The 16,944-nt window shown below is 39.7% G+C and carries 12 protein-coding genes; 2 read left to right on the top strand and 10 right to left on the bottom strand.

What is annotated here, in order from left to right; all coding sequences use genetic code 11:
* Positions 1–113 precede the first annotated feature (113 nt).
* The 6 genes from recJ to miaA form a co-directional block, all read right to left on the bottom strand.
* The gene (gene recJ, locus B3473_RS06670) at positions 114–2,312 is read right to left on the bottom strand and encodes a single-stranded-DNA-specific exonuclease RecJ (protein ID WP_269725774.1); all 2,199 of its coding nucleotides are present in this window, start codon (positions 2,310–2,312) and stop codon (positions 114–116) included.
* A 35-nt stretch (positions 2,313–2,347) separates the two neighbouring features.
* A complete protein-coding gene (locus tag B3473_RS06675) occupies positions 2,348–3,106 on the bottom strand; it encodes an SDR family NAD(P)-dependent oxidoreductase (protein WP_269725773.1) in 759 nt (252 codons plus the stop codon).
* The gene (gene rnz, locus B3473_RS06680) at positions 3,103–4,032 is read right to left on the bottom strand and encodes a ribonuclease Z (protein WP_168260933.1); all 930 of its coding nucleotides are present in this window, start codon (positions 4,030–4,032) and stop codon (positions 3,103–3,105) included. The genes B3473_RS06675 and rnz overlap by 4 nt, the downstream gene beginning before the upstream one ends.
* A gap of 33 nt (positions 4,033–4,065) precedes the next feature.
* On the bottom strand, positions 4,066–4,704 hold the full coding sequence (locus B3473_RS06685; protein WP_168260934.1) for a cystathionine beta-lyase: 639 nt from the start codon (positions 4,702–4,704) through the stop codon (positions 4,066–4,068).
* Positions 4,697–5,935 carry a GTPase HflX gene (hflX, locus tag B3473_RS06690; RefSeq protein ID WP_269725772.1) on the bottom strand — a complete coding sequence of 413 codons (1,239 nt, stop codon included), beginning with the start codon at positions 5,933–5,935 and terminating at the stop codon, positions 4,697–4,699. The genes B3473_RS06685 and hflX overlap by 8 nt, the downstream gene beginning before the upstream one ends.
* 139 nt (positions 5,936–6,074) lie before the next feature.
* Positions 6,075–6,968, bottom strand: a complete 894-nt coding sequence (gene miaA, locus B3473_RS06695; protein WP_235280884.1) for a tRNA (adenosine(37)-N6)-dimethylallyltransferase MiaA — start codon at positions 6,966–6,968, stop codon at positions 6,075–6,077.
* 199 nt (positions 6,969–7,167) lie between these two features.
* Here miaA and B3473_RS06700 point away from each other — a divergent pair, with 199 nt between their 5' ends.
* Positions 7,168–7,344, top strand: a complete 177-nt coding sequence (locus tag B3473_RS06700; protein WP_154454290.1) for a DUF3042 family protein — start codon at positions 7,168–7,170, stop codon at positions 7,342–7,344.
* 56 nt (positions 7,345–7,400) lie between these two features.
* Here B3473_RS06700 and B3473_RS06705 read toward each other — a convergent pair whose 3' ends face one another.
* Both B3473_RS06705 and B3473_RS06710 read right to left on the bottom strand, forming a co-directional pair.
* Positions 7,401–8,135 carry a PHP domain-containing protein gene (locus B3473_RS06705; protein ID WP_154454291.1) on the bottom strand — a complete coding sequence of 245 codons (735 nt, stop codon included), beginning with the start codon at positions 8,133–8,135 and terminating at the stop codon, positions 7,401–7,403.
* Between the two features lie 28 nt (positions 8,136–8,163).
* A complete protein-coding gene (locus B3473_RS06710) occupies positions 8,164–8,604 on the bottom strand; it encodes a cytidine deaminase family protein (RefSeq protein ID WP_058833145.1) in 441 nt (146 codons plus the stop codon).
* Positions 8,605–8,790: 186 nt separating this feature from the next.
* Between B3473_RS06710 and B3473_RS06715 the strand changes: the two genes are divergently transcribed.
* Positions 8,791–9,936 carry a cobalamin-independent methionine synthase II family protein gene (locus tag B3473_RS06715; protein ID WP_154454292.1) on the top strand — a complete coding sequence of 382 codons (1,146 nt, stop codon included), beginning with the start codon at positions 8,791–8,793 and terminating at the stop codon, positions 9,934–9,936.
* A 53-nt stretch (positions 9,937–9,989) separates the two neighbouring features.
* Here the strand turns inward: B3473_RS06715 and addA are convergent, their stop codons facing one another.
* Positions 9,990–13,616 (bottom strand): helicase-exonuclease AddAB subunit AddA, encoded by a 3,627-nt coding sequence (addA, locus tag B3473_RS06720; protein ID WP_293678029.1) that lies wholly within the window; start codon positions 13,614–13,616, stop codon positions 9,990–9,992.
* On the bottom strand, positions 13,606–16,848 hold the full coding sequence (gene rexB / locus B3473_RS06725) for an ATP-dependent nuclease subunit B (protein ID WP_154454294.1): 3,243 nt from the start codon (positions 16,846–16,848) through the stop codon (positions 13,606–13,608). The genes addA and rexB overlap by 11 nt, the downstream gene beginning before the upstream one ends.
* Positions 16,849–16,944 lie beyond the last annotated feature (96 nt).

Genomic DNA, 16,944 nt, shown 5'->3' on the forward strand with positions numbered 1-16,944 from the left:
TATAGTTCCAATTAAAAAATTTTTCAATTAAAAAAGTTTTCAATTTTTAAGTAAACGTTTTCTATGAAAAAACTAAAAAAGCTACGCTGAGCTAAGCAACGTAACTTTTTAGTCTAGTTCATCAACCAGTCATAAATTTCTTGTGGCGTTCCAAGTGCCATGAGCTCTTGAAATTTCACTTCTTGCTTAAGATCTTGATAAATTTTACTATCAGAAATGCTGCGTTTCTCAGCACCTTTATTGACGACCATTACTCCATCTGTGATGGTTACAAAATCCAATTCATCAAAAATTTGAATCATTTTGACCAAAAGAATATCAGGAATATTAAGATAATGACTCAATTCTTTCAGCTTGTAACGAACATCAAATTCAGGGAATTGATAAATCGTTTTATACAACTTAGCAAATTGTTCACGAGTTCCATAGCCAGTCAAATAATAAGCTCGTTTAATGTGATTTTTAAAGTAAACGGCATCAAATTGTCGACCAACAAAAAGGGATTTGAGTTCTTCAGCCTTATCAGGAATATCTAGTACAACCACTTCACTGGCACTGGTGTCTTCACTCAAAACAGGAACACGTTCAGGAAGAATGGCATTTTTGGAACGAATATCAATCAACTGAACGCCGTCAACACGCGCGTCTTCAAGCATCAACTGAACTGTGGTTTGCCCGTTCCATTTGTTGATTGACAAAGTAACGGCAAGGCACAGGTTCTGCGCTTGCTGGAATTCTTGTACCAAATGACCTTGGTTAAAGGCAACAAGGTCAACCGCCGTACTTCCTTGAGCAATTTTTAATTTCAAGTGAGCACCATTTTGCCCCATGGTACGTGCTTGTTTAACGGTAAGGTCTTTGATTTCAAAGACTGGCTTAGCATTATCCATCCCAAAAGGTGCGATCTTCTCAAGACTTTTAACAGTGTCTAAATCAATTTCTGACAAGTCCAGCACTTCATCAATGATCAAAGTCTTTTTCTGAGCTAAATTAATATCATTTTCAGCAATGTAATCACATAAAACTTGTGATAATTGCTCTAAGTTATCAACTGGCAAGGTCATTCCTGCAGCACCAGCATGTCCACCAAAAGCTTCAAATAAATCACGGTGGTCATCAAGTGCATGGAAGATATTGATTGCCTCAATACTTCTTGCAGAGCCTTTTGCCATATCGTCTTCAATGTTTAAGACAATAACTGGCTGAGCAATGTGCTCCAAAATACGACCAGCGACAATTCCTAGAACACCCGGGTGCCAGCCTTCTTTTGCCAACACCTGCACAGGCTTGTCAAGATCAACCATGCCCATGGCTTCATCGTAAATTTTTTGAACAATTTCTTTACGTTCTTCATTCTTGGCATTAATCATTTGCGCAATACTTAGCGCTTCTTCATCATCAAAACCAGTCAATAATTCAATAGCTCGATTTGGATCATCTAGACGACCAAGAGAATTTAGCTGCGGCGCAATTTTAAACCCAACAGTTTCCTCATTAACATCTGACATGTCAATATCAGATACTTTCATAAGCTCTATGAGACCAATGCGTTCGGTCTGCTTGAGCATTTCAAGCCCAACCTTGACCATGATACGATTTTCATCTGTTAGACTAACCATATCGGCAATCGTTCCGATAGCAACCAAGTCTAACATTTCGGTTGGGATGGATTCTAATAGGGCACAAGCCACTTTGAAGGCTACACCACATCCTGCTAAATATTTAAAAGGATAGTCAGCTTCTGGATACTCTGGATGTACAATGGCAAATGCGTCTGGAAGCTCTGCTGGTAAGCCATGGTGGTCAGTAACAATGACATCTACTCCTTGACTTTGTGCATAGCTAATAGCTTCATGTCCAGCTACGCCATTATCCACCGTAATAATCAAAGAAACCTGTTGTTGCTCGATGAAATACTTATAAACCGATTCATTTGGTCCATAACCATCAACAAATCGGTTAGGAAGATAGACTTGAACCTCAGCTCCAAGCATTTCCAACGCTTCTTTCATGATACTAGCGCTGGTCATCCCGTCGGCATCATAGTCACCATAAACCAAGATTTGTTCATAATTTTCAATAGCTTGACGAATGCGGGCAACTGCCTTGTCCATATCGTGCAAAAGATATGGATCGTGAAGTTGTGACAAATCATTCGATAAAAATTGAGCTAGTTTTTCGTCGTTGTCAACGCCACGACTGTATAGGATTTTGCTGGCTAATGCCGTTATATTTTCTTTTTTTGTCACTTCAAAAAAGCCATCATCTGGCTCTTTTTCAATATTTTTCCAATTGTATTTACTTGTTATCATTCACTTCTCACTTCTTATGTAGAATTGAAAGGAGGTTATTTATAATTAAAAACTTTGCGTGCTAAAAAATCAGCAATCTTTGGGAAAAGAGTATAGAATTTGTGTGCTGCAGCTATTAACCAAGGCATGTTCACTTCACGCTTGTTCTTACCTAAAATGGCAACCGTACGTCTAGCAACTTCTTCTGGTTGCAAAACAAAACGTCCAACACTCTTTAAGTATTCTCCAGATGGATCTGCCTTGTCAAAAAAGCTTGTTGCGATCGGTCCAGGATTAATCGTTGTCACATAAACATTGCTATCAGCTAATTCCAAACGTAGAGCATTTGAAAAACCAATCACAGCAAATTTTGTGGCTGAATACACCGACGATTTAGCCGATGCCATCAAGCCTGCCATGCTGGCAATAGTGATGATATGCCCTCGTTTAGCAGCTTTCATGCGCTTCCCAACCAGTCGTGAAAAAGTCATTGTGGCAAAGGTATTGACCTCAAACATGGCACGAATATCCGCAGTGGTATAGGCATCAAAAGCATTGAAATTCCCGTAACCAGCGTTGTTAATAAAGACATCAATCCGACCGTGCAAATCATACATCCGCTCAACAATAGCAGCAATCTCAGCATCATTTGACAGATCCAGCGACCAACAAGTAGTGTGGGGACGCTTGCCATAAAGGCTTTCTAATGTCGCCTTATCACGCCCCAAGGCAATGACATAATCCTCACTCGGTAGCTGATTGATGATGGCTTGCGCTACACCTCCGCTTGCTCCTGTAATGGCGATGATTCTCATAGGCTAACTTCTTCTAAATCCTTGACCATATGTGTGTTTTCAAAAATCGTTTGCGCATCTTTTTCCAATTGACGGCACTCGCGTCCCAAGAATCGCGCACTGATATGGTTCAACAGCAATTTCTTAGCTGAAGCAGCTTTGGCAATTTGGGCTGCCTGCATATTGGTTGAATGTCCGTGCTTGCGTGCCAAAGGCTCGTCTTTGGTGCCGTAGGTTGATTCGTGTACCAAAATATCTGCTCCCAAACCAAGGCGAATGCTGGCATCTGTTTTACGCGTGTCACCCAAAATGGTGATGATTTTTCCTTTTTTAGGTGCTGAAATGTAATCCTTGGCAATAATCTTGCGACCATCTTCCAAGACAACATCTTGCCCACTCTTGACCTTGCCAAAAAGCGGTCCAAACGGTACTCCAGCAGCCTTCAAGGCTTCAGCGTCCAAGGTTCCTTCCAAATCTTTTTGCATCACACGGTAGCCAATACAGAAAATCGTGTGGTCCAATTTTTCCGCATAAACCACAAATTTATCCGTTTCCATGATTTTTCCAAGATTGGTTTCGTCAAATTCATGAAAATGAATGCGGTAAGGCAAGCGGGCACCTGACAAACGCAAACTACTCAAAATGTAAGAACGAATGCCAACTGGCCCATAAACATCAAGGTCTGTTTGTTCTTCGTTAGCTTGAAAGGCACGGCTCGCTAAGAAACCAGGCAAACCAAAAATATGATCCCCATGCAAATGCGTGATAAAAATACGTTTAACTTTGCGAGGTTTAATGGTTGTTTCTAAAATCTGGCGCTGGGTACCCTCACCGCAGTCAAACATCCACACCTCATTGATTTCATCGAGCAATTTCAAAACCAAACTCGACACATTGCGTGACTTTGAAGGCTGACCTGCTCCTGTTCCCAAAAATTGTAATTCCATATGTTACCGATAAAACCGAAGTTTTGTCCTTTCCTACTGTACTTTTACATAAGCGATAAATTCTCGCTGGTCAAAGGTGTAATAAACTTGCCCCTTGTAGCCAGTTAGTAATTCTGCGAGTTCATCGCGATTGAAACTTTTTAGTTTCACCACGTTTCCTTTTAGCTTTGAAACATGGCTGAGCAGACTGTCTTGTGGCGTGAGGTCTTCAAGAACCTCTTCATCAAACGTCATGTCTGCCATTTTTATATGATTGTCTGTGACATAGACCTTGTATTGTGGGAAAACCTGTGCCAATTCAAATAAGACTTCTAACGATACAGGCTCCTGCTTTTCAGAAAATACTCGTGCAATTTCTTGATCGTTTTCGTAAGTAAATCCGTACGATTTTCCTGATAAATTCAAGCGAATAAAAGGCTTGTGCTCGTCAAAAGAAGGCTCGCTATTAAACAAATGCAAGGCTTTTGACAAATCAAAATAGTAATCCGTTGCTGCCTTTGGAGATTGTTTTTGATACATTTCTGCAAAATAAGCATTGATAACACTTGGCGGTGGGGTGATAAAATTCAACTTTTGCGCATCTGTCAATGGCTCCAAGGTATTTTGCAAATAAACCTTATCTAGTGACGTAAAACCGCCGTAGGTTAAGGCTAAATTGATATAATCAGTCATAGAATTCTTCTAGTCTCCATTTATTTTTTGGATTAATGTAACCAGTGATGGTTTCGTATTCTTCTGCAAAATCATAACGATCAAGCAGCGCAATTTTATTTAAGTCATACAGTTTGTAAGCCTGACTTTGATGCACCCGAATGCTAAACGGTTCAAAAAGGTCACGAACTTCATTAAGTATCAAACGACGCAAGAGAGATTTGGCACCCTTATCACGCGCAGATAGGCGAACATTTGGAAAAGCCGTAGCCACCAAATTTTCAGCGCGGTCCATTTTGTTGTAAACGGCTAAGCGAGGAATGTCCTGCATATCCAAGTCTTTCAGCAAATCCAGGACCACTTTTTCATGTTCTTCATGATTTGGGTCACTGGCATCAATCACGTGTAGCAGCAAATCAACATGACGGCTCTCTTCCAAGGTTGACTTAAAGGCTGCCACCAATTCTGTCGGTAAATTTTGAATAAATCCAACCGTGTCCGTGAGAGTCACTTGAAATTGATTTTGCAAATAAATTTGCTTTGTCGTCGCATCCAAAGTCGCAAACAATTCATCGGCTTCGTACTGCTTATCATTTGTCAAAACGTTCATAATCGTTGATTTACCAGCATTTGTGTAACCAATCAAACCAATTTTAAAGACTTGTGACTCAGTGCGTTTTTCTCGACCAGTTTCACGATTCTTCTCAACGATTTTCAGTTGACGTTCAATATCTGAAATTTGATTGCGAATCGAACGACGGTTAAGCTCTAACTGACTTTCACCAGGTCCACGACTACCAATTCCACCTGCTTGTCGGCTAAGCATAACCCCCTGACCAACAAGACGTGGCAACATGTATTTGAGTTGAGCCAGATGAACTTGCAATTTACCTTCGTGACTACGGGCACGCATGGCAAAAATATCTAGAATCAACTGCATGCGGTCAATAACTTTAACGCCAAGTTCTGCTTCCAAATTAACATTTTGACGTGGCGTTAAGCGGTCGTTGACAATCACAGTATCGATCTCATCAGCGTCAACAATCGCTTTGATTTCAGCTAATTTCCCTGAACCAATCAAAGATTTGCTATCATATTTCTCACGTTTTTGACGATAAGATGAGACCACCTCAGCACCTGCTGTTTCAGCGAGTGACGCCAATTCTTCCATTGACATTTCAAAGTTTTCTGTGTCAGGCAACTCAACTCCTAGCAAAATCACTCGTTCTTGGTGCTTGCTTGTTTCAATCATCTTGTACTCACCCCTTTACTTGATTAACTCGTAAATATCATTATATCATAAAATCAAAAATGACGGTACAAAGCACCGTTAGGCTATCAGCAAAAGCATTAGAAAAAGCACCTTGAAGGTGCTACTTGCCTTAGGCTAGTTAGTTTGCTAAAAAATCCTGAACAGCCTTATTTATCTGCTTTTTAACATCACTTTCTGATACCATGTAAAAAGAAACAGCCATGCGATTTCGGAACCACGTTAATTGTCGTTTGGCGAAACGGCGAGTGTTTTGTTTGAGTTTGTCAACGCTCTCCTCCAACGAAGCTTGACCTGCGAAGTAAGGAAAAAGTTCCTTGTAACCAATAGCACGCGCCGCCTGCACATCACGGTGATTGTCATAAAGCCATTTTGCCTCATCCAAAAGCCCCTTTTCAACCATGACATCCACACGGTGATTAATGCGTTCGTAAAGCACCTGACGGTCATCGTTTAAGCCAATCAACAAAGCATCGTAGGGAGTTTCCTTGTTTTCCAAATCTTGCCCAAATGTCGCTAATTCCAAGGCACGAATGGCACGGCGGCGGTTTAACTCAGGAATCTCAATGCCCTGCTCTGCTATTTTGTCAAATAAAACAGCATCCGCCAACTGCTCCAGCTCCTGACGATAAGCCAGCACCTCCTCTTGATTGACCTGACCGCCTAGATGATAGCCTTCCAGCAGACTTTGCAAATACAAGCCCGTCCCGCCAACGATAATAGGCAACTTGCCACGGCTAGTAATATCCTCAATCGCCGCACTGGCTTCCTTGACAAAATCATAGGCCGAATAAGCCTCATCCACCTCACGCACATCAATGAGATGATGCGGTGCCTCAGCCTGCTCCTCAAGAGTCGCCTTAGCCGTCCCAATATCCAAATGACGATACACCTGCTGGCTATCCCCACTAATGATTTCACCGTTAAATCGCTTTACTAATTCAATCCCTAAAGCGGTTTTTCCCACTGCTGTTGGACCAACAACTGCTATGATTTTTACCTTATCTAAACCCATTTTTACTTATCCATCCGTCCTAACACATATCCTGATAAAAGAAACGTTTTTACTTGAATTCTACACTAATTTTAGTTACTATTATTATAACATATGGTGACGGGACAAGGAACAATCGCTAGTTACTAATAACGACTTGATTTTAGCAATCAGTGATGTGTTGTGACTACCGTCCTTATAAAAAAGGAGGAATTAGATTATGGCTAAAAGATTTGCTTTTGCTAAAGGGATTGCGACAGGTGTTTTAGCAACTGCAGCAACTGTTGCTGGAGCTGTTTACGCTGTCAAGAAAAATATCATTGACCCAGAAGAAGAAAAAGCTGCTTTCATCGAAGAAAATCGTAAAAAAGCCGCTCGTAAACGTGTCTCTCACTAATCAGACAAGTTTAAAAGAACTACAAGCATCTGCTTGTAGTTCTTTTTTTGTCTTACTTACAAAATTTCCCATTCCTTAATGCCAAATTCCTCTAGCAACTGTTGGATCTTATCAAAATACAGGCGAAAATGTTCCAAACGATGCCCGTCTGAGCCGATCGAATACTTATGCCCGCCCAATTCCTTGACCAAGCCCAAGGCATAACGATACAAGTCCTCATTATGATACAAATACATGGATTTACTATTTAACTCAAAAGCTAAATCATGGTCAATCATTTTTTGGAAGATACGCTTTAATTGAGGTTCATAAACTTTTAAATCCTCGACTATCATATCAAAAATTCGAAAGCCATAATCAAAATGTGCTAAAACATCCGCATCCACGCGCCCAATCGCGTGCTCAAGCCTATCCAAATAATCTTGAATGACCACATCCTTGTCCATGCTAGCCACTTCATCATCCAAATAATCATTGATGCCATTGTGGTGAACTGATAACAATTTTAAGTCATAGTTCTTATCTGCTAAATAAGCAATAATATCATCTTCACGTGGCTCATAATAGCCAATTTCAATTCCTTTTTTGATACGATTGCCATATTTTCGATTAAGCTCAGCTATTTCACGCGAATAAGCGTCATAATCCGGCACATTATCTTGCTTAGTATAAGGATTTGACAAATCATAGTGCTCTGTTGTCACAATATTACCATCATAATGAGTTAAATAATCTTCAAACTGAGTCTCTGAATCATATGAAAAATGTGTGTGTAAATGATTATCTCGCATCCTCTACCTCGTTTATCTTTACTTGTGACTAATCTAAATCCTCAATACCAGCTGCCATGCGCTCTTCTCCCCACCAATTTGGCATCAACTCACCAAGTGTAATGGTTTCACGCTTGTCATAGTCAATCATAAATTCCAAATCTTTATTTTTAGGTGACAATTGCATCAAAAATTCACGGCAGGCACCACAAGGCATACCTGAACCACCACCATTTGGCGCTTTATCACGAAAGGCAATGATACGCTTTATAGTCGTTTGACCAGATTGCTGGAACATATTAAATGATGCAGCTCGTTCCGCACAAAGATGAAATACACCAGACGTAGCTTCAAAACAGTAGCCTGTGAAAATCTGTCCATCTTCTGCTTCAATTGCTGCAACAACATGATTTGAATAAATAAAAGGCGTCACATAATGTGGATTATAGTCATTTTTTGCCGCTTCGTACAGTTTCTCCCAAATATCCATCATAAATCTCCTATAAAAATTGTCAGTCTTTTATTATTTTACCAAATTTTCTGTCATTTTTATAGAAAAACATATTTTTTCAGTTATAGTTTATAACTATACATTATCCCATATAAATAACTATTTTTCAAAACTGAAAAGCTCAGCTAAAATAGGAATCACAAAAAAATAAACGAGGTATAGAAAATGGCTAAATCAAGATTTCAACTAGTTGGTTCACTTTTACGACCAGCAGATTTACGCGAATACAAAATCGCAATCGAGCATCGTGATGATATCAAATATCCTTTCTACGATGCATTCGAAGGCTACAAAGAAACAGAAACAGCTGATATCAGAAAAGTTATCGCTGAAGAAAAAGCGGCAGGTATCGATGTCCTAACTGACGGCGAATACTCAAAATCTATGTGGCACCTTGATTTCGTTTGGGGCTTAAAAGGTATTGAACGTTACATCGCTGACCACGGATACACTTTCCAAGACCATGATGGCGGTCATTTTGAAACACGTAAGGATATTGGTATCCGTATCACAGAACCACTTTCTGGCAAAAATCACCACTTTCTAGATATTTACAAACTTCTTAAAGAAGAAGCTGGTGAAACTGACACAAAACTAACAATCTGGGGACCTGCTCACGCCTACACAGAATTCACAGTCTTTAATCAATTAGTTGGCGAAGACCAAGTTTACAAAACTAAAGAAGAACTAAAAGCTGGTCTTACAAATGCCTATAAAGAATTCTTGAAAGAATACAAAGAAGCTGGCGGAGAAATCATTCAATTTGACGACTGCCTCTGGGAACTTTTCGATGAAACAAACCCAGCTGGTTTCTTTGCTCAAGGAAACAACGCTCTTGCCAATCTTGCTGATGAATTCATCGCAGTAAATAACGATGTTGCGGACTACGGTCATGAGCTTGGTTTGCAAGTTTGGACTCACAACTGCCGTGGTAACTACGAAAGTCGTTCTGCTGCTGGTGGTACTTACGAAGCTATCGCAACAAAATTCTTGAAAGATCAACACTATGACCGTTTCTTCCTTGAATGGGATAGCGAAGTGGCTGGTGACCTTAAAGCTCTTGAAAGCTTGAAAGACTCAGATGCTGAAGTCGTTCTTGGACTTCTTTCAAGTAAAACAACTGATCTTGACGATGAAGAACGTGCGCTTAAAATGCTTGAAGAAGCTAGCCAAATCTTGCCAAAAGACCGCCTTTACCTCTCACACCAATGCGGTTTTGCTTCATGTGATTCTGGAAATGAATTGAGCATTCCACAACAATGGGCAAAAATTAAACAAGGACAAGACATTGCGACACAATTCTGGGGCTAATCAGTTTCCATTACCAAACCAAAAAGCGACCAATTGGTCGCTTTTTTCTATGGTTAAAGAGAAAGCACTTGTAGGCGCTCACCACCAAGTAAAATCAGGTATTTATCAACAGGTTTGTTCTGGTAAGATTTGCTGAGGGCTTCGGCGTAAAGAGCCATTTGACCTTGATAGCGGTTTTTAATTTCCTCGCTATTGGTGTATTTGTCCGTCTTGTAATCAAAGAGAACAATACGGTCCTCTAGTAGCAGGTAACCATCGACAATTCCACGCAAAACAAAGTTTTCTTGACTCTCAGGGTCTTGTTTGAGCATGGCAAATGGGGCTTCGCGGTAGATTTTGTCAGTATTTTGCTGAATCAATTGTCCAAGAGCTGAATTTTCAAAGAAATCCAAAACATTTTCTAGATGAATGCGCGCTTTAACTTCATCTTTAGCAGACACTTGTGTTAGAGCTTTTGAAATATCCTCTAGTGTCACTTTTTGAGACAAGGAAATGCGCTGCATGAGCTCGTGCATGGCAGAACCAATCGCTGTCGCTTCAACCTTGGCTTTTTTCGAAAAATCAGGTAAGGCAAAGCTTGGTTTTACTTGGTCCTTCTTAGCCATCACATCAACACCATCAGTATCCATAACAAGCTCATACAGTTTCTTAACCTGACTAGGTGTTCTTAAGCTTGGCAGGTTAATGGCTGATTGATATTTGGTATTCAACTCTGCAACTGCCTCAAGTCTCTCCAAAGCTTCTGCAATATTTTCTGACTGGCGGTTATTTGACAAATCATCAGGTTTAATAGCTGATTTGACTTCAATCTGCCCGATTTTCTCTTCTGTCAGATCTTCATCTGTGACAAATTCAACCTTAAATGGTAAGTCCTTATAAGCTTCATGAATGGCCAACATCCAATCTTGGAAAGTCATGAAAGCTTCACGTTCTGCAACTGGAAGATGATTATTTTCTGACTTACCGCTGTATTTATCAACCAATTTTTCAGAACTTGCTTTTCCGACTAAATACAATTTCTTCTCAGCACGGGTCATGGCAACATAGAACAAACGCATTTGTTCAGACAAGGTTGCTAGGCGCAGTTCACGTTTATTAAGCTGATAAGGCAAAGTGTCCATGCTGACTTTAACGGTTGGAAAAACATCCGTATCTAACTCTTCTCGCATGTCAGCCAAATATTTGATACCAGCTCCATTTTGACGTGACAAAATCAAGGGTGACATCATGTCTTGAATACTGAATTTCTTATCAATGTTCAAAATAAAGACATACTTGAATTCAAGTCCTTTACTCTTATGGATAGTCATCAAATTCACAGCATGTTTTGGAAGGGCCACTTCAACGTCAGCCAAATCATTTTCACTTTCTAAGACGCGATCAATCATGCGAATAAAGCGTGATAAGCCTTTAAAGCCAGTCTTTTCAAAATTATTAGCGCGAAGGGCAAGGGCGTAAAGATTGGCTTGGCGCTGCTCGGCACGGGGGAGATTGCCCACGTAATCATAATAAAAGCGCTCATTGTAAATCTTCCAAATCAAATCATAAAGCGAATGCCATTTGGCAAAATCACGCCACTTGCTAAAGCAAGTCATAAAATCTTTTAATTTTTCACGTAAAACTGGTGTGACCAATTCTGCATGCTGACCTTGATTAGCCAAAGCATGTTCTAGTTTTTGGTAAAGATTGGCTCTGGTCTCATCCTCGCTTGTTTGAAGAGCAAGACGAGCAAGATCATCTTCGTTAAAAGAAAACATTGGTGAACGCATCAGAGCTACCAAAGCATAATCATTAAGCGGATTATCCAGAGCTCGAAGGGTATCTAGCATCACCATAACTTCAACAGATTTTAGGTAATTTTGCTCACCGCCATCCGTCACCAAAGGAATACCATAATGTTCAAAAGTCTGCAAAATACCATCATTACGCGTACGTGATGAAACTAGCAACGTGATGTCTTCAAAGGCAACACCTCCTTCGTTATGCAGGCGAATAATTTCTTTAGCTACCAGCTTAACCTCGTTTGGATTGATTTGCTCCTCTTCTGGACTACTTGCAAGTTCACCACCATCATCAGTATCGTAAATAAGGACTTGTGTTTTATTTTCTGGATGAGCTTCTTTTTGTGCGGGACTGCCTGCTACTAACTGGTGCATGCCATCATACAAAATTTCCCCAACAGACTCGTCCATCAAATGCGTAAAGACACTATTTGTCGTATCCAAGACTTCTGACTGACTACGGAAGTTTTCTTTTAGCAGAATTAATTTTCCATGTTCTGGATGCTCTTGAAAATCCTTGAATTTTTGGTTAAAAATCTGCGGATCAGCCTGACGAAAACGATAGATAGATTGCTTGATATCTCCCACCATGAATCGATTATGACCATTTGACAATAATTCAAGCATGCGTTCTTGCGTGTGATTGTTATCTTGGTACTCATCGACCATGACTTCGTGGTATTTATCTTGGTAGAGCTCACGAATATCTGGATTTTCTTCCAAAATCTGGATAGCAAAATGAGCGATATCCGAAAACTCAAAAGCATTTTCTTGGATTTTAGCTTGCAAATATTGTTCAGAAAAATCCTGCATAAACGCTTGTAAAAGTTCTAACAAAGGTAGACTTTCCGATTGGTATTTGAAGATAGTTTCTAAGTGTTTCAGACCAGCCAAACGACCTTGGAGAGTCTTGAAAATTGGATATTTTACCCCTGCAACTGTCACAGCTGGACTAGATGGAATCAAGTCAGCCACATCTGTCGCCAAACGACCAAGTCCATCACGACCGTAAAGCGTCTCAAAATGCAAAGCCCACTCATGCAAATGCTCAATCATGTTCAAATGCTTTTTATAAGCCGCTGTAGGCGTCCCCTTAGCTGTTTTTTGCTTATAATCTTCTAAATCCGTCACATCTTGTAATTGATTAGCTGTCTCATGCATGCAAGCTAGAAAATCCACAACTTCTTGGTCGGGAATGGCGGAAAAATCAGTATAGGTTCTAGCACCTTTCAAGAAAACCTCAGCCAGCCATTTCTTAGGATTATCCGTTGCTTGACTGAAATCATAGATTTTGTAAACAATTCCTCTAAAAGCTGTGGTATCTTTACGATTGCCAGAAAAATTACGAACTAATTTGCGGAAAATGTCTTGATTTTGCCCCGTCATGTAATCTGCAAAAAGATCTGCAAAAACGTCATTCTTGACAAGATCTTGTTCGCTCTTATCCGTCATAATGCGAAAAGTCGGTGAAATTCCTAATGTGTAGCCGTATTGGTTAACCAACTTTTGCGTAAAGGCATCCATGGTTCCAATATCAGCAGTCTGCAGAGCTAGCAGCTGCTCATTAAGATAGGTTTTTAAATCATTATGCGTCGCTTGTTGCAAAGCTTGGCTGATTTTTTTCTCAAGACGTTCTTTTAATTCTCCCGCTGCTTTAACTGTAAAGGTCGAAATAAAGAGCTGGTCAACAGCAATCCCACGCAAAATTTTATCAATAATGCGCTCAACCATGACGAAAGTTTTCCCAGAACCAGCCGACGCTGATACCAAAATATTGTTGCCATAGCTATAAATGGCTTCAATTTGTTCAGGTGTTCGTTTTTGCGCTTTTGATGACTGCGCCTCTTTTTGCTGTAGAGAAGAAATCGCTTCAGCCGTTAAAAATGGTTTAAAGGTCATCTTTTTCCTCCTCTTCTTGCATCAGGCTCAAAAAGCCTTGACGTCTATCTTTTCTTGGTAATTTAAACCACTTGCGTGCGTATGGCATGTGGCGGTCCGCTTCAAAGCGTGTGATAGCTTTTAATTGGTCACCCTTAACCGTCTTACCATCCTCACTGTAAGGATTAATCAAAAAGTATCCTTGTTTAATTTGCTCAGCTGCTTGAAGGAATAATTTTTGATTATAAGCTAGTAAAATATCTAACTCTTCTTGCGTGTAAACAGAATCATTAAGATGATAATTTCCATTTGATAAATAGCCTTTTTCATCTTCTAAGAACAAGCCACGATAGCGAAGTTCTTTAGACAAATTCTCCAAAATTTTCTCTGTAGTAGTTACCGATGACAAATCTACTTTTGGCTCTTGCATGTGAAGGTACATGGCTCCAAAAATCTTATCTGATTCACTTTTAATTTTTTTATCGCGAAGTGCTTGCATATAAGTCACCAATTGCGGATTAAGACCATTGTAGAATTTTTGAATATCAAAGGTATTGTTACTTGATTTGTAATCAACCACCCCAAGACTTCCATCTGACAAACGATCCACACGGTCAATAATGCCTCGAATACGAACTGCATTGGCAAGCATTAATTCAAAAGGTTCTTCTTCATTTTCCACCTGGATCTGAGTATCCTGACGTAAAATGGTTGCCGTGCTTCTAGCAATATCTTCTAAGACTGTCAATGAGTAGCGGCTTTCCTCGTCTTCTTCGTAGATAAATTTGAAAGCATCTTCGGCGTTGGTTGTTTGAATAGCTCGATCTAATTTATTGTCAAACGGCTGGTTAGAAGCATCTTTCATGACCAATTCAAAGACACGATGAAGGTATGTTCCGTGATTTCTAGCATCAGGGTGAATGGTTTCAACCTCTTGTAAACCAAGCACATACTGTAAGAAATATTTGTACTGATTGTTATAGAAAGTTGTCACCGCTGATGAAGATAAATTAATCGGCTCATCACTTGGAAAACGCGTCTCAATCACTTCATCAGAAACTGGCTTGGTCTGCATATTGTCCTTAATAAGTGGCAATTCAATACCGTCATTTACCAGTTTTTTACGAAGATAACGTACAGCTACTGACCAGAAGGTCTGCTCTTCTTTGCTAAGCTCGCGTTCTTCTTCAATAGCTAAGCGATTAACCTCAATCACACGAGATAAGAGCGCTTTATAATTCCCAATGTCTTCAGCATCTGTCGACAAACGATTTCGTCCCTTAACCAAAACAGGCACACCAAAGCTAGCTAATTCCGCAAGATAAGAAGATTCCTTATCTTCTGACTCGTTAGCAATTTGTGGCAAACTGAGCACCAATTCTTCCGTCGCTGAATTAAACAATGACAAAGCAGCAAAATGATTTTTCTTAATATTTTCACGACTAATCATATCAAAACGTTGATTGTCAGCTGTTGTCTCATTAACCTTGGCACGTTCTTCATCTGAAATCAAGCTACGATTTTGCGCAATCTTTGGGAAATGCGACTGCGTCATGCCAAGTGCAAAGACAAATTTATTGGTATGTGGCTCAACCAAATCATAAGATTTTACAGAAACCACATCAACACTTGCTGGCACTACGCGGTACTGGGCAGCCAACATACCACTTCTTAAAAGAGCTAAAAATTCATCCAAAGACAATTTTTCTTGTCCAAAAATCGTTTGAAATTGCTCGAGAATGCCAGTAAATGTTCGCCAAACTTGCTCGTGCTTTTCCTGGTCATTTTCTGAGAAGGTAGCTACCATACGCTCTAAATTCTCAGGCAAAGAAATAGCACCCAAGAAAGTCATCAATTTTTCAAGCAGGCTTGAGCCAAACTGCTTTTGTGCCTTAAATAAACTTAGCAAAGGCGCTATGATTTGCTCGCGCATGCAATTAATATAAGCTAAGTGTTCTTCACCCTTGTAAGCAATCGTGAACTCCTTGCCAAATTTACTTTGTCCTTTAATATCAGCGTAAATCAGATATTGCTCAAAAAGGTCTAAATCATCTTGAGTGAAGGAACCATAAAGTCCTGTTTTCAAAAGATTAGCCACATCTTCCATACGAAAACGATAACGTTTCACGCGCTCCAAGGAATCAATAAAATGCACCAAAGGATGATCGCTCATCGACTCTGCTTTTCCAAAATAATAGGGAATTTCATATTTATCAAAAATTTTGCCGATTTGCAGACGATAGCTATCCACATCACCCAAAAGCACCAAAATATCTTTATAGCGATAGCCTTGGTGAAGTTTATGACGAATAGCCTTTGCCACATGCTCAACTTCTTCTTTTTGATTAATAACATCCCAGATAGCATAATGTTTCTTATCATCTTGCGTTAAGGTGATATCTGATGTTGTAAAGTCGTGCTTAGCTTCAAAGAGTTTTGACAACTTAGCAAATGCTTCTTGAGATTTTTGAGAACTCTCGACATACTCTGGCTGTGTTTGAAATTTAGCAGCCAAAGAATGCAAAAAATCCAAACTTGCCTGATAGACATTCCCAGTTGAAAATGTAGCCTTATAAGCCTTTTGACTACTGTAAGTTCCGATAATCACTTGAGCACATTTTTCCTCTAAAAGGCTGACTAAGTCTTCCTCTTCTGCTGAAAAACGAGTAAAGCCATCGATAACCAAAACAACATTTTCAAGCGCATCATCCAAATGACCCGATGCTACCTGTTTAACAAAAAATGCAATTTTTGATTGATTTTCATACTGGTTAGCTAACAAAATGTCATTAACTGCCAAAAAGATTTTCACCAAATCTTCTTGCTTCTCAGCCGTATGCAATTCTGTCAAATCAAGCACGGTCATGTTAGCCGTTTTTAATTCCTTATACAAATCAACCAATTGCTTGATGAAATTCGTATCTTGCTTTAAACGCCCGAAAACTTTCAAATCTGTATCAGAAAAATGAGACAGCGCACGATAAAAAATCATAGCTAAGCCATTGTCATCAATCGTTTCTTTGGTCTGAGGTTCATTTAAGACAAAATAGCGCGCCATTTGAGCAAAACGTGTAATGGTAATGGCAAAAGACGCTTGGTCAGGCAAAAGTTCCAAAACTGCCCTTTCTTTTTCAAAAGACAAAGAGTTTGGAGCGATGTAGAAAACACGCTTACCAGCTTTAGCCTCTTCCATCGCTTTTCTTGCCAAAATTTCAGTCATATCAAACTGAATATCTGTATATAATAATTTCATAATAATCCTTCGTCATGTCACTAGATAATCCTATTATACCAAATTCTGCTTTTGGTTTGGCCTTTTGATAAACAAGAAACCACCACTACTTTCGTA

The organism is Streptococcus sp. UBA632 (assembly GCF_002300045.1).
GTDB classification, from domain to species: Bacteria; Bacillota; Bacilli; order Lactobacillales; family Streptococcaceae; genus Streptococcus; species Streptococcus alactolyticus.

Excerpts from the sequence above, each read along its gene's own strand:
- recJ (WP_269725774.1), bottom strand. The coding sequence starts at position 2,312 with ATGATAACAAGTAAATACAATTGGAAAAATATTGAAAAAGAGCCAGAT.
- B3473_RS06675 (WP_269725773.1), bottom strand. The coding sequence starts at position 3,106 with ATGAGAATCATCGCCATTACAGGAGCAAGCGGAGGTGTAGCGCAAGCC.
- rnz (WP_168260933.1), bottom strand. The coding sequence starts at position 4,032 with ATGGAATTACAATTTTTGGGAACAGGAGCAGGTCAGCCTTCAAAGTCA.
- B3473_RS06685 (WP_168260934.1), bottom strand. The coding sequence starts at position 4,704 with ATGACTGATTATATCAATTTAGCCTTAACCTACGGCGGTTTTACGTCA.
- hflX (WP_269725772.1), bottom strand. The coding sequence starts at position 5,935 with ATGATTGAAACAAGCAAGCACCAAGAACGAGTGATTTTGCTAGGAGTT.
- miaA (WP_235280884.1), bottom strand. The coding sequence starts at position 6,968 with ATGGGTTTAGATAAGGTAAAAATCATAGCAGTTGTTGGTCCAACAGCA.
- B3473_RS06700 (WP_154454290.1), top strand. The coding sequence starts at position 7,168 with ATGGCTAAAAGATTTGCTTTTGCTAAAGGGATTGCGACAGGTGTTTTA.
- B3473_RS06705 (WP_154454291.1), bottom strand. The coding sequence starts at position 8,135 with ATGCGAGATAATCATTTACACACACATTTTTCATATGATTCAGAGACT.
- B3473_RS06710 (WP_058833145.1), bottom strand. The coding sequence starts at position 8,604 with ATGGATATTTGGGAGAAACTGTACGAAGCGGCAAAAAATGACTATAAT.
- B3473_RS06715 (WP_154454292.1), top strand. The coding sequence starts at position 8,791 with ATGGCTAAATCAAGATTTCAACTAGTTGGTTCACTTTTACGACCAGCA.
- addA (WP_293678029.1), bottom strand. The coding sequence starts at position 13,616 with ATGACCTTTAAACCATTTTTAACGGCTGAAGCGATTTCTTCTCTACAG.
- rexB (WP_154454294.1), bottom strand. The coding sequence starts at position 16,848 with ATGAAATTATTATATACAGATATTCAGTTTGATATGACTGAAATTTTG.